This is a genomic window from Nannocystis exedens, assembly GCF_002343915.1.
Taxonomy (GTDB): domain Bacteria; phylum Myxococcota_A; class Polyangia; order Nannocystales; family Nannocystaceae; genus Nannocystis; species Nannocystis exedens.
On the sequence record NZ_NETK01000001.1, the window covers coordinates 8562164 to 8585440 of the forward strand.

At 73.3% G+C, this 23277-nt stretch carries 12 protein-coding genes; 7 read left to right on the forward strand and 5 right to left on the reverse strand.

What is annotated here, in order from left to right; all coding sequences use genetic code 11:
• Positions 1–169: 169 nt before the first annotated feature.
• Both NAEX_RS33650 and NAEX_RS33655 read right to left on the reverse strand, forming a co-directional pair.
• Entirely contained in the window at positions 170–8983 is an 8814-nt protein-coding gene (locus tag NAEX_RS33650) for a hybrid non-ribosomal peptide synthetase/type I polyketide synthase (RefSeq protein WP_096331575.1), read from the reverse strand.
• 66 nt (positions 8984–9049) lie between these two features.
• Entirely contained in the window at positions 9050–10210 is a 1161-nt protein-coding gene (locus NAEX_RS33655) for an MDR/zinc-dependent alcohol dehydrogenase-like family protein (RefSeq protein WP_096331576.1), read from the reverse strand.
• Between the two features lie 419 nt (positions 10211–10629).
• On the opposite strand from NAEX_RS33655, the gene NAEX_RS33660 reads away from it, so the two are divergent.
• On the forward strand, positions 10630–11436 hold the full coding sequence (locus NAEX_RS33660) for a PAS domain-containing protein (protein WP_177326021.1): 807 nt from the start codon (positions 10630–10632) through the stop codon (positions 11434–11436).
• A 134-nt stretch (positions 11437–11570) separates the two neighbouring features.
• Here the strand turns inward: NAEX_RS33660 and NAEX_RS33665 are convergent, their stop codons facing one another.
• On the reverse strand, positions 11571–12281 hold the full coding sequence (locus tag NAEX_RS33665) for a response regulator transcription factor (protein ID WP_096331578.1): 711 nt from the start codon (positions 12279–12281) through the stop codon (positions 11571–11573).
• A 227-nt stretch (positions 12282–12508) separates the two neighbouring features.
• The gene (locus tag NAEX_RS33670) at positions 12509–13624 is read right to left on the reverse strand and encodes a 3-oxoacyl-ACP synthase III family protein (protein ID WP_245913853.1); all 1116 of its coding nucleotides are present in this window, start codon (positions 13622–13624) and stop codon (positions 12509–12511) included.
• Between the two features lie 402 nt (positions 13625–14026).
• On the opposite strand from NAEX_RS33670, the gene NAEX_RS33675 reads away from it, so the two are divergent.
• From NAEX_RS33675 to NAEX_RS33700, 6 genes are all read left to right on the forward strand, one after another.
• Positions 14027–14251, forward strand: coding sequence for a helix-turn-helix domain-containing protein (locus NAEX_RS33675; protein WP_211302522.1), 225 nt, complete (start codon positions 14027–14029; stop codon positions 14249–14251).
• 695 nt (positions 14252–14946) lie between these two features.
• Positions 14947–16116 (forward strand): zinc-dependent alcohol dehydrogenase, encoded by a 1170-nt coding sequence (locus NAEX_RS33680; protein WP_096331580.1) that lies wholly within the window; start codon positions 14947–14949, stop codon positions 16114–16116.
• A gap of 187 nt (positions 16117–16303) precedes the next feature.
• Complete coding sequence (locus NAEX_RS33685) at positions 16304–16996, forward strand: DJ-1/PfpI family protein (protein ID WP_096331581.1); 693 nt, start codon at positions 16304–16306, stop codon at positions 16994–16996.
• A 455-nt stretch (positions 16997–17451) separates the two neighbouring features.
• A complete protein-coding gene (gene ggt, locus NAEX_RS33690) occupies positions 17452–19332 on the forward strand; it encodes a gamma-glutamyltransferase (RefSeq protein ID WP_096331582.1) in 1881 nt (626 codons plus the stop codon).
• A gap of 40 nt (positions 19333–19372) precedes the next feature.
• Complete coding sequence (locus tag NAEX_RS33695) at positions 19373–20548, forward strand: SPL family radical SAM protein (RefSeq protein WP_096331583.1); 1176 nt, start codon at positions 19373–19375, stop codon at positions 20546–20548.
• A 498-nt stretch (positions 20549–21046) separates the two neighbouring features.
• Positions 21047–21523, forward strand: coding sequence for an AgmX/PglI C-terminal domain-containing protein (locus NAEX_RS33700; RefSeq protein WP_096331584.1), 477 nt, complete (start codon positions 21047–21049; stop codon positions 21521–21523).
• A gap of 57 nt (positions 21524–21580) precedes the next feature.
• On the opposite strand, the gene NAEX_RS33705 is transcribed toward NAEX_RS33700, so the two are convergent.
• Positions 21581–23185 carry a DUF4832 domain-containing protein gene (locus NAEX_RS33705; RefSeq protein ID WP_170136216.1) on the reverse strand — a complete coding sequence of 535 codons (1605 nt, stop codon included), beginning with the start codon at positions 23183–23185 and terminating at the stop codon, positions 21581–21583.
• Positions 23186–23277 lie beyond the last annotated feature (92 nt).

Here is a 23277-nt window from a genome sequence, read left to right on the forward strand (position 1 = left end):
CGGCCGGCAGCGCGCCGCTCGCCTGCGGCGCGGCCGACGCGGGCGGGGCGTGGCGCTGCGCACAATGACCCCGAGGACATGTCCCGGAGACCTCGGGCCCGGGCGCTCGCGTCCAAGGCGGCGAGCGGCGCGCGGCCCGGCGATCGCACTGCGGCGGGGGTCGGAGGCGTCACGGCGGATCGCCGCTGCGACGCGCCGCGATCGCAGCGTCGAGCAAGGACGCGACGGTGGCGACGGCGGGCTCGTCCATCATCGAGAAATGATCGGCGTCGACGCTGGCCCGGGTGAACGAGCCGTCCACCAGCTCCATCCACGCCCGGTCGGCGTGGCGTTCGTCCGGGTCGGGCTGGACGCGGGCCTTGACGTAGAGGACGTCGGCCGCGAGCGGGGCGGGCTCGCAGGTGGCGAGGGCGCTCCAGGTCGCCCGCACGAGGCCGCGGAAGACCGGGTCGTCGCGCAGGGTCGCCGCGAATTGTTCATAGGCGCGCGAGGAGTCGCTGCGCATGCGCTCGGCGATCCGGAACACGTCGTCGTCGCCGGCGACGACGAGCCGTCGCGCCAGCGCGAGCGTGGCGGTGTCGAGCATGGCGACCAGGTCGACGCGCTCGCCGCCCTCGATCAACCGACGCGCGAGCTCGAAGGCGATGACGCCGCCCGCCGAGTGGCCGCCGAGCAGGTACGGGCCGCGCGGCTGCGCGGCGCGGACCTCGGCGAGCTGGTGGGCGACGAGCTCGTCCATGCGCGCGAACACGGGCTCGCCCGGCTCCATGCCCGAGGCGCGCACGCCCGTGACGTGCAGCGAGGGCGCGAGCCGCTGCGCGAGCGGCATGTAGGTGAAGACGGTGCCGCCGATCGGCTGGATCAGGAACAGGCGAGGGCCCGGCCCCGGACGCAAGCTGACGGTGAGCCGCTCGCGCGGGGGCGCGGGCGCGGGGGCGGCGGGCGCGGGGAGGCGCGCGCGGAGGAATGCCGCGAGTCCGCCGATCGTGGGGTGCTCGACGAATGCGTGCACCGGCAGCTTGACGCCGAGCAGCTCCTCGACGCGGACCCGCACGCGCAGGGCCAGGAAGGACGAGCCGCCGAGGTCGAAGAAGTTGTCGCCGGGGCCCGGCGGGGGGACGCCGAGCACGTCGGCGAAGACGCCGGCGAGGGCGTGCTCGATCGGGTCGGCGAGGGCGCCCTCGCCGGGGGCGGTGGTCGGCATGGGCGCGTCCGGGGCCGGCGGCACCACGCGAGGCGGACGACCGCGCTGCGCCGGCGCGACCGGGTGCTCGTGGTGGACGCGCTCGAACGCGTAGGTCGGCAGGGGCACGCGGCGGCGGCGTTCGCCGGCGAACAGCGCGTCCCAGCGAATGTCGACACCGCGGCACCACAGCTGGGCGAGGGCGTGGGTGAATTCCTCCGCGTCGGTGCGATTGCCGCCGCGCGCGGCCATGGTCGAGAGGATCGGCCTGGCGCCGGCGTCGGGGTGGCGGCGGGCCAGACCGGCGAGGGTGCGGCCGGGGCCGACCTCGACGAGCAAAAGGTCGCTCTCGGCGAGCAGGCGGCCGAGGCCGTCGGCGAAGCGCACGGCGCCGCGCAGGTGTCGACCCCAATGGTGCGGATCGCGGGCGTCGTCGTCGCCGAGCCAGTCGCCGGTCACGTTGGAGACGATCGGGATCGTCGGGGCGGCGAGCGAGAGCTGGCGGGCGCACGCGACCAGGGGCGGCAGCAGCGGCTCGACGAGGGCGCAGTGCGAGGCGCCGGCCACGGGCAAGCGGCGAGACTCGACGCCGTCGCGGGCGAGCTCGGCCTCGAACGCCTCGATCGCGTCGAGGCGCCCCGCGACCACGCAGCTGTCCACGGCGTTGACGACGGCGAGGTCGAGGCCCGGCGGGAGCCGCTGGGCGAGCGCGGCCTCGGGCAGCGCGACGACCAAGAGGCCGGCCTCGACCGCGAGTGATTCGTGCAAGCGCGCGCGCGTCGCCAGCAGGCGGGCCGCGTCGGCGAGCGAGAGGACGCCGGCGATCGCGGCGGCCGTGTACTCGCCGAGGCTGTGGCCGGTGACCGCGGCCGGCACCACGCCGAGCGCCATCATGCGCCGGGCCAGCGCGTATTCGCAGCAGAAGATCGCCGGCAGGAATCGCGTGGGTCGCAGCAGGGCGCGGGCGGCCTCGTCGGGGTCGGCGGCGTGGAGGAGGTGGCGGACGTCGACGTCGAGCTCGGCGACGAATCGGTCGGCGGCCGCGTCGAACTCGGCGCGGTAGGCCGGATCGCCCGAATAGAGCTCGCGGCCCATGCCGACCGACTGGGTGCCGCCGCCGGGGAACAGGAACGCCACCCGCGGCGGCCTATCGCCGGCGACGCCCTCGGCCACCCGGGCCCGATCGCCGTCGCGCAGGGCCCGAGCGGCCGATTCGGCGTCGCGGGCGACCACGGCCAGGCGGCGCCGCATCGCCGTGCGGCCGCGGGCGAGGGTGTAAGCCACGTCGGGCAGCGCGGGGGCGTCGGGGTGGGCCAGGGCGTCGGCGAGGCGGGCGGCGCCGGCCGTCAGCGCGGCGGGCGATTGCGCCGACAGCACGAGCAGCTGGACCGGCCGCGACGGATCGCCGGGCGCCGCTGCGGGGGCCTCGCCGAGGATCGCGTGCGCGTTGGTGCCGCCGACCCCGAACGAGCTGACCGCGGCGAATCGCTGTACATGGCTCTTGGGCCATGTAATCGTATTGCTGTTGACGAAGAACGGGCTGCTGTCGAGGGCGAGCTCGGGGTTGGCGGCGCGGAAGTGCAGGGTCGGGGGGATGGCCTCGCGCGCGAGCGCCAGGGCGGCCTTGATCAGGCCGGCGACGCCGGCGGCGGCGCCGAGGTGGCCGATGTTGCCCTTGATCGAGCCGAGCGCGCAGGAGGCCCGCGCGGCGGTGCGGCGGCGATAGGCCTGGGTGAGCGCGGCGACCTCGATCGGGTCGCCGAGGCGGGTGGCGGTGCCGTGCGCCTCGACGAGGCCGATCTGCGCCGGGTCGACGCCGGCGACGGCGAGGGCGCGCTCGATCACCTCGCACTGGCCGGCGACGCTCGGGGCGGTGAAGCCGACCTTGCGCGCGCCGTCGTTGTTGATCGCGGTGGCGCGGATCACCGCGTGAATGGTGTCACCGGCGGCGACGGCGTCGGCGAGCCGCTTGAGCACGACGACGCCGACCCCGTTGCCGCCGACGATGCCCTGCGCGTCGACGTCGAACGGCCGGCAATGCCCGTCGGGGGCCACGACCGAGCCGCCCTCGGAGACGTGGCCGAGCCGGTCGGGCGGCATGACGAGGGCGCCGCCGGCGAGCGCGACGTCGCATTCGCCGGTGACGAGGTTCTGGCAGGCGACGTGGACCGCCACCAACGAGGTGGAGCAGGCGGTCTGCACGGTGAAGGCGGGGCCGCGCAGGCCGAGCTCGTAGGACACGCGGGTGGCCAGCGTGTCGCTCATGTTGCCGAAGCCGACCTCGTACTCCTCGATGCTGAGCGGACCGCCGGGGCTGCCGATCCGCTCGAGCCAGTAGCGCGGGACGTCGCAGCCGGCGAACACGCCGACGGCGCCGTCGAGGCCGCGCGGGGCGTAGCCGGCGTGCTCGAGCGCGGCCCAGGCGACCTCGAGCAGGACGCGCTGCTGCGGGTCGATGAGCCGGGCCTCGCGCGGGCTGTAGCCGAAGAAGGCGGCGTCGAAGCACATCGCGTCGGGCATGACGCCGATCGCAGGGACGAACCGCGGGTTTTTGAGCAGGGCCGGATCGACGCCGGCGGCCTCCAGCTGCTCGCGGGTGAAGAAGGTGATGAGCTCGCGCCCGGCCACGAGGGCCTCCCACAGCGCGTCGACGCTGGCGGCCCCGGGGAACCGGCCCGCCATGCCGATGATGGCGATCGCGCGGTCGTCGGCGGCCAGCGGACCGGTTCGTCGTGGGGACGACGAGGGGGCGCTCGCGTCGATCGGCGCACCGCCGAGGTGCTCGGCGAGGCTGCGGATCGTCGGATGACGGAACAGCTCGACGATGCCGATCGTGTGGCCGGTCGCGCGCTCGAGGTCGGCCCGCACGCGCGCGAGCAGCAGCGAGTGGCCGCCGAGGTCGAAGAAGCGATCGTCGAGGCCGACCTCGTCGAGTTGCAAGACGTCGCGCCAGATCGCCGCGATCTGCTGCTGCAGCGCGGTGCCGGGCGATGGGGCCGGCGGCGAGGCGGCCCGCGGGGCGCGCCCCTGCGGTGGCGGGAGGGCGCGGCGATCGAGCTTGCCGCTGGGGAGCAGCGGCAATCGCGGCAGCTCGACGAATTCGCCGGGGAGCATCGGCTCGGGCAGGTGCGCCCGCAGGTGCGCGCGCAGGGAGGCGAGGTCGAGCGGGCCGCGAGCGGCGACGTAGGCGACGAGCCGCCTGTCCCCGGGGACATCTTCGCGCACGACCGCGGCGGCGGCCGCGACGGCGGGGTGCTGGGCCAGGACGGCCTCGATCTCGCCGAGCTCGATCCGCACCCCGCGCAGCTTCACCTGCGAATCGGCGCGCCCGACGTACTCGAGGGCGCCGTCCTTGTTGCGGCGGGCGCGGTCGCCGGTGCGGTACATCCGTTCGCCGGCGACGAACGGATCGGGGACGAACCGCTCGGCCGTCAGCGCCGGCCGGCCGAGGTAGCCGCGGGCGAGCGCCGCGCCGGCGATGTACAGCTCGGCGGTGACGCCCGGCGGGACCGGGCGGTGGTGGGCGTCGAGCAGGTAGATCCGCGTGTTGTCGATCGGCGCGCCGATCGACGGCAGGAGCGGCCACGCCTCGGCCGGTCCTGCCAGCACGTGCGCGGTGACGACGTGCGCCTCGGTCGGGCCGTAATGATTGTGCAGCCGACCATGGGGCAGGCGCGCGAAGAGCTCGCGGATCGCCGGCGAGACCTTGAGCTGCTCGCCGGCGGTGACGACGTCGAGCAGCGTCGCCGGCGCGCGCCCCGTCGCCGCGGCGGCCTCGGCGAGGTGCTGCAGGAACACGAACGGCAGAAACAGCCGCTGGGCGGCCTGCCGCTCGAGCAGCGCCAGCAAGGCCCGGGCGTCGCGGCGCGTCTCCTCGGACACGAGGATCAGCGCGCCGCCGGCGGCCCAGGTCGAGAGGAGCTCCTGGGCCGAGACGTCGAAGTGGAGCGAGGCGAACTGCAGCGTCCGCGCCGGCCGTCCGAGCCGGGCGTCACGCAGGTGCCAGTGGACGAGGTTGGCGAGCGGGCCGTGCGTCATGGCCACGCCCTTCGGCCGGCCGGTCGAACCGGAGGTGTAGAGGACGTAGGCGAGGTCGTCCGCGTCGAGCTCCAGAGCGGGTCGGTCCTCGGGGAAAGGATGGGCGTCGGGCGCGACGAGCAGCGCCGTGTGCGGGGGCAAGCGCGCGACGGCGGCCGGATCGGCGACGATCCAGCGCAGCGCGGCGTCCTCGACGATGAAGGCGAGGCGCTGCCCGGGATAGGACGGATCGAGCGGGACGTAGGCGCCCCCGGCCTTGAGGATCGCCAGGACGGCGACGAAGGTGGCGATCGTACGATTGGCGACCACGCCGACGAGGCTGCCCCGGCCGACGCCGAGCGCGCGCAAGCGGTGCGCGAGGCGATTGGCGCGGCGGTCCAATTGCGCATAGGTCAGGGTCTCGTCGCCGTCGACGATGGCGACGGCGTCGGGCGTGCGGTCGACCTGCGCCTCGACGAATGCATGCACCCCGCCGGTCCGGGGGAGCGGCACCCGCGGGCCGCCGGCGAGCTGGAACTGTTGCGCCATCGCGGCGGCGGACAGGAGAGGCAGGGCGCCGACGGGCGTCGCCGGGGCGTCGAGGTTGGCGAGCACGGCCTCGATCGCCCGCGCCAGCTGCTCGATGCGCCAGCGGTCGAACAGGTCGCTGGCGTACTCCAGCGTGGCCTCCAGGCCCCCCTCCGCGGTCTCGCGGGTGAGCAGGGTGAGGTCGAAGATCGCGCCGCCGGCGTGCAGGTCGAGCGGACGGACGGCGCAGCCGCGCAGCCGCAGGCCGGCCTCGTCGGGTGGTTGGGGCGCGAACGCGACCTGCACCAGCGGCGAAGCCCCGAGGTCGCGCGGCGCTCGCAATGCCCGGACGATCTGCTCGAACGGGACGTCCTCGTCTTCGTGGGCCGCCAGCACCGCGTCGCGGACCCGGGCGAGCAATGTGGACAGGCCGGGATCGTCGGCGAGATCGAGGCGAATCGGCAGGGTGTTGACGAAGAAGCCTGCCACCTCCTCCAATTCGACCCGGCTGCGCGCGGCGGCCGTCAAGCCGACCACGAGGTCGTCCTGATCGGAGAATCGCCGCAGGACGGCGGCGAAGACGGCCAGGACGGCCTGCGACAGGGTCGCGCCGGCCGTCCGGGCCAGGCGGCGCAATGGGGCCAGCGCCGGCGGTGGGACGGCGAACGCCACGCGCGCGCCGCGACGGGCCGGTGAAGCGCCGCGGGGTCGATCGCTGGGCAAGGCGAGCAGCGCGGGCGCGCCCGCGAGCCGGGTTCGCCAGCGGGCCAGGGCGGCCGCGTGGCGGTCGTCGGCTCGCCGGCGCTGCCAGGCGGCGTAATCCGCGTAGCTCGGGGCGGAAGCATCAACGGTGAGTTCGGGATCTTCGTACAGCCGGCCGAGGTCGCGCAGCAGCAACGCCTCGGTCCAGCCGTCGGTGACGATGTGGTGCAGCACCAGCCACAGCACGCGCTCGTCGGCGGCGAGCCGGACGAGGCCGGCGCGCAGCGGCGGACCGGCGGCGAGATCGAAGGCGCGGCCGGCCTCGGCGGCGAGGGCGGCGTCGAGGGCGTTCGCGCGGTCGACCGGGGAGAGGTGGGTGAGGTCGAGGCGGGCGAGGTCGAGGCGAGCGCCGGCATCGATCACGCGCCGCGGCGCCCCGCCGTCGCTGACGTAGCGGGTGCGGAGGATCTCGTGGCGGCGGATCAGCGCGCGCAAGGCGGCGTCGAGGCGCGCCTCGTCGCAGGCGCCGGTGATGTGAAACGCCAGCGGGCAGTGATACGCGGGGCTCTCGGGCGCGAGCTGGTGCAGGAAATACAGGCGCTCCTCGGCGAAGGACAGCTCGCCGGCGCCGGCGGCCCGGGCGATGGCGACGTCTTCGGCGGGGCGACGGTCGGCGAGCAGCGCGGCCTGGCCGGCGATCGTCGGGTGGGCGAAGAACTCCGCCAGCGAGAGCCGGCTGCCGAACGCGCGCTTCATGCGAGCGACGATCTGCGCGGCGTGGAGCGAATGACCGCCGATCGCCAAAAAATCATCGGTCACTCCGCAGTCGTCCGCGCCGAGGACGGCGCACCAGATCGCGGCGAGTTCGGCCTCGAGCGAGCTCTGCGGGGCGACGCGCGCGCGTGATCGGGTAAAATGCCGGGCTTCGGGGCGAGGCAGGGCGTTGCGGTCGAGCTTGCCATTGGGCAGCAGCGGGAGCGCCGGCAGCGGCACGAGCGCGGCCGGGACCATGGCCGCGGGCAGCCGCGCGGCCAGGCTCGTGCGCAGCTCGGCGATCGCCGCTTCGGTGGAGCGCGGTGATTCGTCGCCGAACACGACATAGGCGACGAGGCGGCGATCGCCGCCCGCGTCGTGGACGACGACCAGGCCGTCGCGGACCGCAGGGTGCTCGCGCAGGACGGCCTCGATCTCGCCGGGCTCGACGCGGACGCCGCGGATCTTGACCTGCTGGTCGAGGCGCCCGAGGAACTCGAGCACGCCGTCGCTCCGCCAGCGGGCCAGGTCGCCGGTGCGATACAGGCGCTGCCCCGGCGTCGCGGCGAACGGGTCGGGTACGAAGCGCTCGGCGGTCAGGGCAGGTCGGCCCCAGTAGCCGCGGCTGACCTGGACGCCGCCGATGTGGAGCTCGCCCGCGACCCCGGGCGGGACCGGCTCGCCGCGGTGGTCGAGCACGTAGAGCGTGCAATTGGCGATCGGGCGGCCGATCGGGATCGTCGCCGGATCGCCGCCGCGCTCGCAACGATGGGCGGTGACCTCGATGGCGGCCTCGGTCGGGCCGTAGAAATTGTAGACCTCGACGTCCAGCCGCGCATGACAGGCGCGCACGAGCGCGGGCGGGAGGACGTCGCCGCTACACAACACGCGGCGCAGCGACGCGCACGCGCGCGGGTCGACGTGCTCGAGGAACGCGGCCAGCATCGGCGGCACGAAGTGAATCGTCGTGATCGCGTGGGCGCGGATCGCCTCGAGCAGGTAGGCCGGATCGCGGTGGCCCCCGGGTCGCGCCATCACCACGGTGGCGCCGGCCAGCAGCGGCCAGAAGCACTCGTAGACCGAGATGTCGAACCCGCACGGGGTCTTTTGCAGCACCCGGTCGTCCGGGCCGAGGGGGATGGTCCGCTGCAGGTCGAGCAGGCGATTGACCACACCGCGGTGGATGTTCATGACGCCCTTGGGCCGGCCGGTCGAGCCCGAGGTGTACATGACGTAGATCAGGTCGTCGGGCGTGACGTCGACGGGCGCGGGCGCGACGGCGGGGAGCCGCTCGTCGAGGACGATGATGGCCTCCGCGGGGGCCGGCAGGGCCTCGGCGAGGCGCCGCTGGGCCAGGATCAGGCGCGCGCCGCAGTCCTCGAGCATGAACGCGAGGCGCTCGCGCGGGTGATCGGGGTCGAGCGGCACATAGGCGGCGCCGGCCTTGAGCACGCCCAGGAGGCCGGCCAGCAGCTCGGGCGAGCGGTCGGCGCAGACGGCGACGAGCGACCCTCGCCGCGCGCCGCGACGGAGAAGCTCGGCGGCGACGGCGTCGGCGTGGCGGTCGAGCTCGGCGTACGTCCAGCTGCCGGCCTCGGCGACGACGGCGATTCGCTCGGGGCTGCGCGCGACCTGGGCCGCGATCCGTCGATGCAGGCAGACCTCGCCCGACAGCTCGATCGCGGTGTCGTTCCATTCGTAAAGGACGCGGCGGCGCTCGTCCGGCGGCAGCGGCGGCGGCGCGTCGGCCGAATCATGCGACGCGGGCCGAGAATCGTCCAGGGGCTGCCCCGAGCTCATGACGTCACTCCTTTCGCGCAATCACCGTGGTACGAGGACCACGCGCCTGGCCCCGCGGCACCCCGATCAGACCGGGTTGACGCGGTACACCGGGAAGTAAGAGCGGAGGCGCCCGGCGGCGGCGTCGCGCGCCAGGCGGTCGATCTCCTCCCAGGGATAGATCTCCGAGACCTGCAGCATCCATCCCTCGCGCTCCGCGTAGTGCATGGCGACCGGCGAGTCGCCGTGACGGATGTAGTGCGAATGCACGTGGACGTGGCGGCCGATGCACTCGATCGCGCGGTTCAGCGTCATCTGCATCCCCAGCAGCCAGCCGGCGGTCGCCAGGACGCCCTGGCGGCCGAGCGCCTTGACGCTGGCGCGGAACACCGGGGCGCCGATATAATCGAACACGATCGCCGCGCCGCGTCCGCCGGTCCACGCGCGCACGGTGGCGAGGAACGCCTGCTCCGAGGCGCGGTAGGCGTCGCGGTAGGCGGGGTCGGCGGAATAGCGAGCCTCGTCGAATTCGATGTCGGCGAAGGCTCGACGGTCGATGCCGGCGATCTCGCCGCGCTCGAGCTCGGCGAGCCGCTGGGGGCTGCCGGTCACCATCGCGGCGCGACAACCGGCCCGGCGGGCCAGATCGAGGGCCGCGAGCGTCGAGCCGCCGCCCCAGCCGAGCACGAACGGCGCGGGGTCCTGGTGCTCCTCGACCTGCAGGCGATAGGCCCCGAGGGCCACCCGATAATTCGACCACGCCGTCAAATACCGCACCGAGAAGGCGGCCCACTGCTCGAGGCGGTGGCGAGATTCGAGCGGCAGCGGCAAGAAATTGCGCGCGGCGATCTTGGTCCGCTTGGCCAGGACGCCGACCGTGCCCGGCGCGTCGTAGCCTTGGACCAAGACGGTGTAACCGAACTCGTCCTGCACGTGACCGCCATAGAGAATCCCCACATCGCCCTCGTGGATCCCACGAACGTCGGCGCCGGCCCGCAAGACTCGCAGCACGCTGCCGTTGCCGATGACGACGCGTCGCTCGCGGCGCTGGCTGCAGATGTCGATCGGCCGCCGCTGCAGCGAATGCGTCATGTTGCCCTCCCAGCTGCCGAACAGCGGCTCGACCAGCAATTCGTCGCCGGCCGGCGCGGGGAACGAGAACTTCTCGAGGCGAAAATCGCCGGAATCCAGCGCGGACAAAGCGGCGCCGGATCGCTCATAGAGCACCCAGGCTTCGGTCTCGATCATATCAATCCCCCCGTCCTCGACGGCCGGCCCAATGGCTACACCAGGGTGCAGCCATCATTGGGTCTCGTCTATGCCACGCCGGCCGGAGCCGTGGAAGGGGGTGCGCGGAGAAGCGGGGGAACGGAGACTCACATCGGCGCCGCTGGCGCCGGCTGGGCTGTGCGTGTAGGTGTCGGTCGGATGACCGACGCGAGCCCGGTGAATCGCCTGGTTGTGTCCGCTCGAAGCTGCGCGGACGGCCCCGGGCCTCACCGAGGGGCGGGCGAAAACGCTCTGATTTCGCCTATTTGTGGATTGCGTCGTCGGGGACGATACCACTTTCCGCCGACGGCCCCGGCTGATAGGGTGAAGCGCGGAGGACAGGGGCGATGATGACGAATGACGAGAAGGAGATCCGCCGTCTTCTCGAGCGATATGCAATGGCAGTAGCGGTCTCGGGCGACGGGATCTGGGAGTACCCGGCCATCGATCCCGAGCAGGCGTTTCACCGCAACATCCCCGTGCATTATTCGGAGCGCTTCCCCGAGCTCCTCGGCTACGACGACGGCGAATTCCCGCAGGTCGCCAGCAGCTGGTGGGACGCCATTCATCCCGAGGACCTGAGCGCCTCGTCGAAGGCGATCGCCGATCACTTTATCACCGGCAAGCCGATCTTCGCCGAGTACCGCGTATTGAACCGCCAGGGCGAGATCCGCTGGTGGCAGGTGTTCGGCGACTCGATGCCCGACGCCGACAACAAGGGCAAGATCCGCGCGATCGGGGTGGTCCGCGACATCACCGCGCTCAAGCTCGCCGAGGAGACCGCGCGCAATCAGCTCGAGCTCATCACCAGGCAGCAGAAGGCGATCCGCGCCCTGTCGACCCCGATCATTCAGCTGTGGGACAACATCATCACGCTGCCGCTGGTGGGCACGATCAATTCGGAGCGGGCGTCGGAGATCATGGACCGCCTGCTGGCCGAGGTGGTGCGCCTGCGGGCCCGCTACGCGATCATGGACATGACCGGGGTCGACAGCGTCGATACGACCACGGCGGAGCAGCTCTACCGCATCATCCGCGCCGTCGGGCTGCTGGGCGGGCAGGTGCGGCTGTCGGGCCTCAACCCCGCGATCGCCCAGACGATGACCAACCTCGGGGTCGACATCAGCCCGTTCATCAGCCACCGCAACCTGCAGGACGCGCTGCAGGCGTGCCTCCGCGACAGCGACCGGTTCGTCACGCATTGACGTCGCGCGGCTCGCGGCTCGACCGAGCCGCGGCGCGCGGTTGCGAGATCCGACGGCGCCGGCAGGAGGCGCGACCGGGGGCGCCCCCATTGCTCGTTCAGCGCGGACCCGGGCGCGCCGCGAGCCTCGCGGGATCACTCCGGGTCGGCGGGGCCGTCGATGTCCTCGGCGAAGCGGTAGCCGACCCCGCGCAGCGTCTGCAGCTGGCCGGCCGCGGGCCCCAGCTTGCCGCGCAGGCGGAGGACGTGGGTGTCGACGGTGCGCGTGGTGACGTTGGGCGAGAGGCCCCAGACCTCGGCCAGCAGCGCCTCGCGGGTGTGGACGCGGCCGTGGCGGGTGACGAGGAGGATCAAAAGGCGCAGCTCGAGGGCGGTGAGGGTGAGCTCGCGGTCGTCGAGCCAGGCCCGTTGGGCGCCCGCGTCGACGCGCACGCGGCCGCAGGTGACGCGTTCGCTCGCCGAAACCGGCTGGATCCGCCGCCGCAGCACGGCGCGGATCCGCAGCACCAGCTCGCGCAGGCTGAGCGGCTTGGTCACGTAATCGTCGGCGCCGACCTCGAAGCCGAGCACGCGATCGATCTCGTCGGCGCGCGCGCTCACCATCACCACCGGCAGCGCGCGCGTGACAGGGTCGGCGCGGAGCGCCTGACACACCGCGATGCCCGACATGTCCGGGAGGTTCAGGTCGAGCAGCACGAGGTCGGGCATCGGCTCGCTGCGGGCCAGCAAGAGGCCCTGCGCGCCCGTGTCGGCGGTGCGGGGATGAAAGCCCTCGCGCGTGAGCGCGTGGCAGATCGCGGACCGAAGATCGCGCTCATCTTCGACGACGAGGATCGAGGCGGGCATGGCGAACGGGGGACCGTTCGAGCGTACACGCGGGCCCGGAAATACGCATCGACGCGGCGCTGCGGCGGAATTCACCGCGACGCCGCGCGGCTGTGACGCGGATGTGATGTTGTCGGGCGCGCGACCCGGAGGTCGGCAACATCCGGGGTGACGGACCGCGGCGATTCGCGCGGGCCCTCGCGCGCTGTGGTGATTTCAATCGGGGCAGGGGCGCGAGGGGGCCCGCCTCACAGGCGCACGAGCTGGGCCCCGAGGTGGGCGCCGGCGCCGATCGCCGCGAAGGCGATCAGGTCGCCGCTGCCGAGCGCGACGGTGCCGCGCTCGAGGTCTTCGGCCAGCAGGATCAGCATGCCCGCGGACGAGGTGTTGCCATAACGCGAGACGTTCGCCGCCAGCTGATCGCGGCGCAGGCCGATCGCGTCGGCGAAGCGCTCCAGCAGCCGCTGGTTGGGCTGGTGCAGATAATAGCGAGAGACGGCGTCCGCGGCGGACCCCCCGCGCGCCAGCACGTGCTCGAGGCTCTGCTGCATGCACCGCAGGTAGCTCTGCTGCACCAGCGCGCCGTTGACGACGTAGGCGAGGTCGACCGGCCGCGTGCGGGCGGCGTGGGCCGGCAGGAGCGAGCCGCCGCCGGGGCGCAGCACGAGGTCGAGGTGTTCGTTGCCGGCCATCGAGGCGACCACGCCGCGCTCCTCGTCGTCCTCGCCCTGGAGGACGATCGCGCCGGCGCCGTCGCCGAACACGTAGACCGACAGGAAGGCGCCGATGCTCTTGTCGCTGCCGTCCAGCGGCACCGATTGCGTGTAGAGGTCGCGATCGACCATCGACGAGGTGAAGTTGCTGCCGACGATCGCGGCGGTCCGGATCGCGCCGGAGGCGATCATTTTGGCCACCATGTCGAATACGTACATCGTGCCGCCGCACCCGCTGTCGAACACCAGCGCGTAGCAGTCGGCGCGGCAGTCGAGCCGGCGGTGCAGCAGCATCGCGTCCTGGCTGAAGCTCGGGCGATCGGAGGTGCAGGTGACGACGAAGATCGCGTCGAGGCTGGCGGAGCGCAGCCCGGCCATTCGCAGCGCCTTGCGCAGGGCGATCTCGCTCATGTCGACGCCGGTGGCCGGCGCCTCGCCCGGCGCCGGCTCGATCGCCTTGCCGGTCGCGTCGTCGATGTCCCACAGGTAGCGCCGCTCGTGGATGCCGGTGCGGTCGATGATCCGCTCGGGGGTCCACCCGGGGACGAGCGCGGCGATCCGCGCGGTCGACATGCGGACTTCGGGGACGTAAGCGCCGGCGCCGACGATGGTCGGCCGGCGAATTTTCAACTGTTGATAGTCGAAGGTCATGGTCACTCGATAGGAAATTCGCCGAACGGCGAGGCATACGCGGCCGCGGCCCCGCACGCGCGCCCGGGAGGTCCGGCGCCGCGGGGTTGCGGCCTCGACACCACGTATGCGTCGGCCCGGGGGGCTTCGGATCGTGGCGCGGGCGGCGCTCGGGGGTGGACGCGCGGGGCGGTGACACCTACCTCGCGCCACTCGGATCATTGAGCCGGGCAATCGTCAATGGACTGAGAATATGAACAGCGCTGTCGATTCGCAGGGGGCCCGGGGCCACACGTCAATGCGCGATCTCGGCCTCCACGCGCGGATCGTGGGGGCCGCGCAGCCGTGAGTTGTCGCGGTTCGCAACTGGAGCTCGTCGGGACTATCTTGCCCGTTCCCGCGAGTACGGAACCGGAGGTTTCATTGGCCCAACTCATCCTTGACGACTTCAACCTCGAGAAGGCCGAGCGGCGCCTGTGCACTGAGGCGCTCAGCACGGCCGGCAACATCGTCGGCGCCGCCGCGTTGCTCGGGATCACTCGCCACGCGCTCAAGCGGCGCATCATCAAGCTGGCGATCGAATGGCCGCCGCGCCCCGCGAACCGGCCGTCCGACGCCGCCCACGCGAGCGCGGGACTCGCTCGCTAGCCCAATCGAGGTGACGATGCTCAGGACGACCTGGCGGCCACGGCCGCCAGGTCGTTCTCGTCGCACCCCGTCCCCCGTCCGCGGCCCGCCGCGGACGCCGAACAGGACCGACGGCGGCGCGGCGATCGAGAGGTCGCCGCGTCGACGATGCGGGCCGCGTCCGCGGCCCTCACGAGCTGCGCCCGCTTCGTTGCGAGTGCGCAGGACGTGCGCGCCCCCTCGCGTGCCGCGAGGTCGCGAGGCGCGCAGAGGTCGCCGAAGATCGGCGACGTTCCGGCGGCGCCTGCGTGCGACCGTCGCGAGCACCGCGAGCGCAGAGCTGCAGGCGGGCGTCGAGGCGACGGCGCGAGGGCCGTGCCGCGACGAGGCGGCATGATGGCCGCGCGTGACCCGAGGCGTCGTCGTTGGCGACGGGGCTTCGCGCGGCGAGGCCCACGAGGGCGGCCGCCCGAGGTCGGTCGCGCGGCGACGCGTGGCCGAGCCCGCCCGGCGGGCGAGGTCGGGGGTGGCCGCCGGCCGCGGTCCGCAGGTCCGTCGCGTGGACCGCGGCGGCGCCGCCGGGCGCGGGTAGGCGCGGGAGTTCGTTGTCTTCGGATGTGTTTGCGGCGGCTCCGTGAGCGCTCAGGTTAGCTCGGAGGCGGCCGGCTCCAGCCGGACCGGTCGCCGCGGAAGACCCCGGCACTGGAGAACGAGTCATGAAAGCGATCTGCTGGCACGGCCCGCGTGATGTCCGTCTGGACAGGGTGCCCGATCCCACCATCCTCGACCCGGGCGACGCGATCGTCCGGGTCACGGCGACCGCGATCTGCGGGTCCGACCTCCACCTGTTCGATGGCGTCATGCCGACGATGAAGACCGGCGACGTCCTCGGACACGAGGCGATGGGCGAGGTGGTCGAGGTCGGGTCGGCGGTCACGCGGCTGCGGAAGGGCGACCGCGTGGTCGTCCCGTTCGTGATCGCCTGCGGCTCGTGCTTCTTCTGCAAGCGGGGCGAGCACACCGGCTGCGACGTCAGCAACCCGAACGCGCACATCGCCCGCGAGCTGATGGGCCACTCGCCGGCAGGGCTGTTCGGCTACTCGCACATGATGGGCGGGTTCTGGGGCGGCCAGGCCCAGTACCTGCGCGTGCCGTTCGCCGAGGTCGGGCCGGTCAAGATCGAGTCGGGGCTCCGCGACGAGCAGGTGTTGTTCCTGTCCGACATCTTCCCGACCGGCTACTTCGCGGCGGAACTGTGCGGCATCGAGCGGGGCGACACGGTGGCGGTGTGGGGCTGCGGGCCGGTCGGACAGATGGCGATCCGCAGCGCCTGGATGTTGGGCGCGGGCCGGGTGGTGGCGATCGACCGCGTCCCCGAGCGCCTGCGCATGGCCGAGGCCGGCAAGGCCGAGACCATCAACTTCGAGGAGACCCGGGTCTACGAGCAGTTGATGGACCTGACGAGGGGCCGCGGGCCCGACCGCTGCATCGACGCGGTCGGCTGCGAGGCCCACGGGCTCGGCAGCGTCGACGCGCTGATGGACAAGGTGAAGGCCGCGATGATGCTGACGACCGACCGCGCCTACGTGCTGCGCGAGGCGATCATGTGCTGTCGCAAGTTCGGCACGGTGTCGATCTCCGGGGTCTACGTGGGCGCGGTCGACAAGCTGCCGATCGGCCCGGCGATGAACAAGGGGCTGACCTTCCGCATGGGCCAGACCCCGGTGCAGCGCTACCTGCAGCCGCTGCTGGCGAAGATCGAGGCGGGCGAGTTCGATCCGTCGTTCGTCGTCACCCACCGCCTGCCGCTCGAGCAGGGCCCCGAGGCGTACAAGATGTTCCGCGACAAGCAGGACGGCTGCATCAAGGTGGTGCTCCGCCCGTGACGGCCGCGGCGGGCGCGAGGTAGATGAAGTTCAAGGATATGTCCCGAGAGGCATGTCTAATGAATGCGCGCCGGGGAGCCGCGACGATCGGTCGCGGACCGCGGCTTCGCGCGCCGTGGCGAGAAGCGAGCGGTGTTTGGCGTTCTCGCCGCTTGTCGAGCCGGGCCGTGGATGCGACCGTCGCGGCATGACCATCACGCTGACCATCCCCGGGATCGATCCGCTGTCCATCGCCATGCTGCTGTACCCTGGCTTCACGATGCTCGACTTGATCGGGCCGCAGGCGGTGCTGAGCTGGGCGGGCACCACCCATCTGGTCGCCAAGACGATGGCGCCGGTCACCAGCGACTCGGGCGCGCAGCTCGTGCCGACCTGCACGCTGGCCGACTGCCCGCGCGACCTCGACGTGCTGTTCGTGCCCGGCGGCTTCGGGACCTTCGCGGTGATGAAGGACCCCGAGGTGCTGGCGTTCCTGGCCGACCGCGGCGCGCGGGCCGGGAGCATCACGTCGGTCTGTGGGGGCGCGCTGATCCTCGGCGCCGCCGGGCTCCTGCAAGGCTACCGCTCGACGACGCACTGGGCGCTGCACGACGCGCTGGCGCCGTTGGGGGCCATCCCGGTCAAGCAGCGCGTGGTCGTCGATCGCAACCGGATCTCCGGCGGCGGCGTCACGGCCGGCATCGACTTCGGCCTGGTGCTGCTGGCCCAGCTGCGCGGCGAGGAGACGGCCCGGCTGATCCAGTTGATGATGGAGTACGACCCGGCGCCGCCGTTCGCCGCCGGCACGCCCGAGCTGGCCGGACCGGCGCTGACCGAGCGCGCGCGGGCGCTGATGAACTCGATCGCGCCGGCGGAGGACGTGGCGCAGCCTCGAGCTTGATTTGCGGGGTGTCGCGCCGTGGAGGGTCGCGATGTCGTGAGGACGGCGAGTGGGTCGTGAGCCTGCGGTCCGCGGAAGCGCGCGGGGCGACGCGAGGCGCCGTGTCGGGGCGAGGGTGGGAGCGGTGGCAGGATCTCCGTGCGCATCGCTGCCGCCGGGAATCGGCGCAGACGTGGCCCTGCGTGCGACATTCGTGGCATCGTCGGAGCGACGGCGCTGTCGCCGGGCGCACGCGACCGCGAGGCAGGTCGGGGCGATGGACCTCGACTCCGGCGATCTTGCCGTGGGGTAGGCCACAAAGCCGCGGCAAGTGACGGGCGACGGCGCTGGCACGTGCCAACTGGCGCACGGTCCGCGGCGGCGACGGCGACGACGCGTGTTACGTTTGGGCGGGCCCGCGGCGGGCGAGCCCGGCGCGCAGTTTCGCCGCCGCGCGGCCGCGGGAGGGATGGTGTATGTCGATTCGTGCGCTCCGCCACTATGTGCATGGCCGCCGCGCCGCGCTCGCCATCGGGCTCGCGGCGGTCAGCGGGTGCGTCGGGGCGGACGACTCGGGCGGGGCGCTGCCGGACGCGATCCTGCCCGATGACGTGGGCGCGCCGGTCGCCGGCCCGAGCCCGGCGTTCCACGGCGGCGTGGTGACGACGACCGAGCCGCTGGCGGCCGAGGTCGGCGCCTCGGTCCTCGCCGCGGGCGGCAACGCGGTCGACGCCGCGGTGGCGGTGCAGTTCATGCTCAACGTCGTCGAGCCGCAGTCGTCGGGGATCGGCGGCGGCGGGTTCATGATGATCCACCTGGCCGGCTGGGCGCCCGACGAGACGGTGGTGATCGACTTCCGCGAGACGGCGCCGGCCGCGGTGACGCCGGCGATGTTCGCCACCGATCACTCGGCCGACGTCAAGTCGTCGAGCGGCTACGCGGTCGGCGTGCCGGGGGCGCTCCGGGGCATGGCGTACGCGCTGCAGACCTACGGCACGCGCGCCCTCGGCGAGCTGCTCGAGCCGGCGATCGCGGCCGCCGGCCAGGGCTTCCGCGTCGGTGCACGCCTGGCCGAAGAGACAGGTTCTTCGCGGCTCGAGCTCGAGGGCGGCGTGGCGGCCTACGACGAGGCGCGCGCGGTGTTCCGACCGGGCGGCCGGGCGCTCGCCGAGGGCGACCTGCTGATCCAGCCGGACCTGGCCAGGACGCTGGCGCTGATCCAGCAGCACGGGGTCGCCGCGTTCTACGACTGCGATCATTCGGCGGGGATCGCCGCGGCGATCGTGGCGACCCAGCTCGCCACGCGCTCCGACAACCCCGGCGGCAAGGGCCGCATGACCTGCGCCGACCTCGAAGGCTACGAGGTGCGGGTGCGGAGGCCGCTGCTCGGCAGCTACCGGGGCTACGAGGTGGTGACGACGCCGCCGCCGTCGTCGGGCGGAATCGCGGTGCTGCAGATGCTGGGGATGCTCGAGCGCTTCGACATCGGCGGCGACGACCTCGGCTTCGGCGCCGCCGACACGCTGGGCGTGATGATGGAGGCGATGCGGCTGGCGTTCGCCGACCGCGCGATGTGGCTCGGCGATCCGGACCACGCGTACGTGCCGGTCATGGGGCTGCTCCACCGCGACTACATCGATTCGCGCTCGGCGCTGATCGCCGCCGGCCGGCGGCGCAGCAAGGTCGCGGCCGGCGATCCCAGGCCGTTCGAGCCGCCGCCCCCGGGCACCGCCCAGGCGCTGGCGACGCTGGCGGCCGAGGCGGAGGCCGAGGGCGCCGACACCACGCACTTCACGGTGATCGACGGGGCCGGCAACGCGGTCAGCGTGTCGAGCACGATCGAGCGGCTGTGGGGCACCGGGCTGATGGTCCGCGGCTTCGGCTTCATGCTCAACAATCAGCTGACGAGCTTCAACGACGCGCCGCGGGCCGACGACGCGCCGTACGACCCGGGGGCGAACGACCTGTCGCCGCGCAAGCGCCCGCGGGCGAGCATCTCGCCGATGATGGTGTTCCTCGACGGCGAGCTGGTGGCCGCGTACGGCTCGCCGGGCGGGACCGGCCTCATCAGCGCGCTCCTGCAGGTGACGCTCAACCTGATCGACCATCGACGCTCGCTGAGGTCGTCGATCGCGTCACCGCGGATCGCGCTCGACCGGGCCAGCAGATCGGCCGAGACCGAGATCGAGGCCGGCTTCAGCAGCTCGGTGCGCGCCACGCTGGAGCGGCTGGGCTACGCGTTCGTCGACGTGAGCGACATCGGCGCGGTCCAGGCGGTGATGACGTATCCGCAGAGCGGGAACCAATACGGCGCCGCCGACCCGCGGCGGATCGGCGGGGTCGCCGGCCGGCCGTGACCGGCGGCCGGCGCCGGGGCGTGGTATAGGCGAGTTCGCGATGCCCGGCGCCCGCGACCTCGAGGTCCACCTGCGCGCGCTCGTCGGCGGCCTCGCCCCGGGCGAGGAGCTGGCGCCGGGGCTGCGCCTGGCCGAGGTCACCACCGAGTGCGGGCCGCGCCTGACCTTCGAGACAGGCGGCACGCGGGTCCACGTCGAGGTCGCCCGCCTGACCCCCGGCCGCCGCAGCGCGGTGCAGACGCGCCGGCTCGGGCTGTCGTACCGCTTCGACGCGGCCGCCTCGGCGGACGGGCGCGCGCTCGGGGTCGCGGTCTGCCGCGCGGTGGCGACGGCCGCGGCGGGCCGCGAGGAGGCGGTGCTGGCGGCGCTGGCCCGCGACGCGGAGATGGCCGAAGAGACAGGCGACGAGCCGGGCGCGCGCGTGCGACAGGTGACGGTCGAGCGCCTGCTCGAGCGCGCCGAGGGCGGCCGCTACTACACGGTGACGCCGTACGTCGGGTGCCTGATCGGCTGCAAGTTCTGCTACGCGCAGTCGCACGTGGCCGAGACGCGGGCGCTGCTGGGCCTGGCGCCGGCGCCGTGGGGCTCGTACGTCGACGTGCGGGTCAACGCGCCGGAGGTGCTGGCGGCGGAGCTGAAGGCGGTGCCGCCGGCGCCGATCAAGTTCTGCGCGGTGGTCAGCGACCCGTACCACGCGATCGAGCGCCGGCACGAATTGACGCGGCGGATGCTGCTGACGCTGCGCGACGCCCGGTGGGCGGCGGGGGTGCTGATCTTGACCCGCGCGGCGCTGATCGAGCGCGACCTCGACGTCCTGCCGGCGATCGCCAATGCGTGGGCGGGGATCTCGATCCCCACGCTCGACGACGCGGCGCGGCGTCACTTCGAGCCGCGCGCGGCCAGCATCCCGGCCCGGCTGGCCGCGCTGGCGGCCTGCAAGGCGGCGGGGCTGCGCACGTTCGCGGTCGTGCAGCCGCTGCTGCCCGGGCCGGTCGCGCCGCTGGCCGACGCGCTGGCCGAGCGCGCGGGGTCGGTGCGGGTCGACGTGCTCCACGGGGTCGAGGGCGCGACGCAGGAGTTCGCCGACCCGCGCTGGGCGGCCGCCGGGAGCCTCGCGTGGCAGCAGGAGCAGGCCGCGGCGCTGACGGCGGCGCTGCGCGAGCGCGGGGTGCCGCTGTGGTCCGGCGAGCTGCCGCCGGGGCTGGCGGATTCGTAGGAGATGGTGACGAGGACATGTCGTGAAAGGCATGTTTTGTAGGACATGCGCGATCGGTCACGCCCGGCGAAGCCGCGGTCCCGTTCGGCCCGCTCGGCCGCGGTGGAGCTCGGGTCGAAGTCGCCGGCGAGGAGTTCTTCGAACAGGAAGCTGCGCTCGTGGTGGGCCAGGGCGGCCAGGCGGGGGCGGCGAGCAGCTCGCGGCCGAGGCGGGCCCGGGCCCGGGCGTCGTCGCGGCGACCGTCGAGCGCGGCGAGGCGGCGAGCTGGACGACGTCGCGCGGTCCCTGCAGGTGCACCCGAGCGCGCGCAGGCGCGGGTCATTGTCTTGTCGTCGACCTCGGCGAGCTCCGCGGCCTCGAGGTCGAGCATCTCCGGTCAGAGCTGCATCTCCCGGGGCACTTGCGAGGCGGGCCTGCTGGCTGCGGGCGAGGAGACCCGGGCCCGAACGCGCGTGACGACGCTGCCCTCGCCTGGCCGGCCGTGTTACGGTCGCCGTCATGACCTCGCCCTCGCTCCGGCTCGCGCTCGCCTCGGCCCTGCTCCTGCATTTCGGTTGCAAGAAAGAGGCGGAGTCGACCCCGCCGCCGACCGCCCAGGCGAGCGACACGGCCGCGCCAACCGATTCGGCGGCGCCGGCGGCCGCGGAGGAGGAGGAGTCGCCCTACCTCGACGTCGCCAACTTCAACCGCACGGTCGAGGAGCACGTCGGCGAGATCGTGGCCTGCTACAAGGACACGGCCGGCAAGGCCCCCGAGGCGCCGACCGGGCGGGTCAAGGCGACGATCGTGGTCGACGGCGACGGCAAGGTCAAGAAGACCACGTTCGACCCCCAGCGCAGCACGCTGAAGCACGACGGGTTGTTCGCCTGCATGCAGGAGAAGATCGCCGGCTGGAAGTTCAACATCACCCTGAACGGCGCCGACTCGCCGATGCCCTACACGTTCGACCTGACGGCGGGGGCGCTGCTGCCGTGATTGGTGACATGTCTGAAAAGACAGGGCGCTTCGGACATGTCCTCGGCGCCCTGTCCTTCAGTTCACCACGAAGCTGGCCTCGAACCAGTTGACGCCGTCGGTCCATTCGACGCCGGTGTCGTTGGCGAGGCGGATCGCCTGGCGCGGGTCGTCGGCCAGGCTCGGGGCCGGGTCGGCGAGGCGCAGGCCGATCCGGTAGGTCCCCGACGGGAGGTCGGCCGGCAGGACGGCGTCGACGCACACGGTCTGCGGCTCGCCGGGCTGGAGCGTGCGCACGTCGAATTCGTCGGCGGTGACCTCGACGCGGGCGGGGCCGTCGAACACGAGCACCAGCGGGCGCGGGTTGACGGGCGCGGCGAAGCCGTCGTTGACGAGCTCGAGCGCGACCGGCAGGGCCCCGCCGGGCGCGCCGCTGTCGGCCCAGCGCAGCGTGGGGACGGCGAGGCGGTAGCCGAGGCGGCAGGCGATCTCGGCGTAGCAGCCGTCCTGTTGCCAGCTCTGCAGGACCTCCACCTTGTAGGCGGTATTGAGGTGCGTCCAGTGGTGCAGGGCCAGCTCGGCGAGCGCCGAGGGGCACTCCGAGCGCGGCGGATTCACGGCGCAGGTCTCGCCGCCGACCGGCACGAACGCGGAGTCGGCGACCGCGTAGTCCTTCTCGCCGGGCTCCTGGTAGGTGCCGAAGTCGTCGTCGGAGGCGAGGAAGCAGTCGTTGACGTGGCCGACGCGGGCCAGGGCGCTGCCGTCGTGGGCGGTGTCCTCGGTCAGCGGGCCGCCGTAGGCCTGCTGCTTGAACGAGGGCCGACGCACGGTGACGGTCCGCTCGGGCGGCAACGCGGCCAGCAGGGCGTCGAGGATCTGTTTGCGGGGACCGGGCGCGTCGAGGCCGTGCATCGAGCCGTGCCACTCGCCCCACAGGCCGATGAAGCCGGCCTGCAGGGTGAGGATCACGTCGGCGTGCTCCTGCAGCAGCGGCGTGAGCTGCTCGATGTGTTCGAGGATCCGCTCGAGCTCGGCGTCGGGCTCGCCCTCGGCGTTGGAATAATGGAAGCGCGGGACGACCTTCATGCCGTGCTCGCGCACGAGGTCGAAGCTGGCGGCGAGCTCGGCGAGCACGTCGGCGTCGAGCGGGGATTCGCGGTAGTCGGGCAGCAGCACCTGGCCGTAGACGACCGAGAACCCGCTGGCGGCGTGGTTCGCCAGGATGCCGCCGTCGAGGTTGCGCAGGTTGGTGAAGCCGTGGAAGCCGCGCTCGGGGTTGACGATCGCGCAGGCGGGCGAGTCGGAAGGGTCGTCGCCGGCGCTGAACAGGGCCGGGGCGAGCGCGAGCTGCTGCACGCCGGGGCCGTCGCCGAGCGGGCAGGCGAGGCCGGGCGCGCCGGTGTCGCTGTCGGAGGGGTCCGTGCTCGCGGTCGTCGGCGGCTCCGTGGTGCCGACCGAGGTCGTGGTCGTCGTCGGTCCGGTCGTCGACGTGGTGGGGTCCGCGGGATCGCCGGTCGGATCGCTCGCCCCGGTGGTCGCGTGGGTGGCGGGCCCCGCGGTGTCGTGGGTGGTGCCCGTGGTGGCGCCGGTCGCTCCGTCGGTGGATCCCTCGCCGCCCTGGCAGGCGGGCGAGGCGAGGGCGCCGAGCAGGAGCAGCGAGAGCGGTCGGAGACGCGTCGACATGTCGGGCACGATAGCCGAGAGCTTGTGGACCGGGGACATGGAAGCCTCACCGAACTCGCCGTCCGTAGCGATACGGGCCGCCCACGGGCCCG

Coding starts and splice junctions, on each gene's coding strand:
- NAEX_RS33650 (WP_096331575.1), bottom strand. CDS start 8,983: ATGAGCTCGGGGCAGCCCCTGGACGATTCTCGGCCCGCGTCGCATGAT.
- NAEX_RS33655 (WP_096331576.1), bottom strand. CDS start 10,210: ATGATCGAGACCGAAGCCTGGGTGCTCTATGAGCGATCCGGCGCCGCT.
- NAEX_RS33660 (WP_177326021.1), top strand. CDS start 10,630: ATGGCAGTAGCGGTCTCGGGCGACGGGATCTGGGAGTACCCGGCCATC.
- NAEX_RS33665 (WP_096331578.1), bottom strand. CDS start 12,281: ATGCCCGCCTCGATCCTCGTCGTCGAAGATGAGCGCGATCTTCGGTCC.
- NAEX_RS33670 (WP_245913853.1), bottom strand. CDS start 13,624: ATGACCTTCGACTATCAACAGTTGAAAATTCGCCGGCCGACCATCGTC.
- NAEX_RS33680 (WP_096331580.1), top strand. CDS start 14,947: ATGAAAGCGATCTGCTGGCACGGCCCGCGTGATGTCCGTCTGGACAGG.
- NAEX_RS33685 (WP_096331581.1), top strand. CDS start 16,304: ATGACCATCACGCTGACCATCCCCGGGATCGATCCGCTGTCCATCGCC.
- ggt (WP_096331582.1), top strand. CDS start 17,452: ATGTCGATTCGTGCGCTCCGCCACTATGTGCATGGCCGCCGCGCCGCG.
- NAEX_RS33695 (WP_096331583.1), top strand. CDS start 19,373: ATGCCCGGCGCCCGCGACCTCGAGGTCCACCTGCGCGCGCTCGTCGGC.
- NAEX_RS33700 (WP_096331584.1), top strand. CDS start 21,047: ATGACCTCGCCCTCGCTCCGGCTCGCGCTCGCCTCGGCCCTGCTCCTG.
- NAEX_RS33705 (WP_170136216.1), bottom strand. CDS start 23,185: ATGTCGACGCGTCTCCGACCGCTCTCGCTGCTCCTGCTCGGCGCCCTC.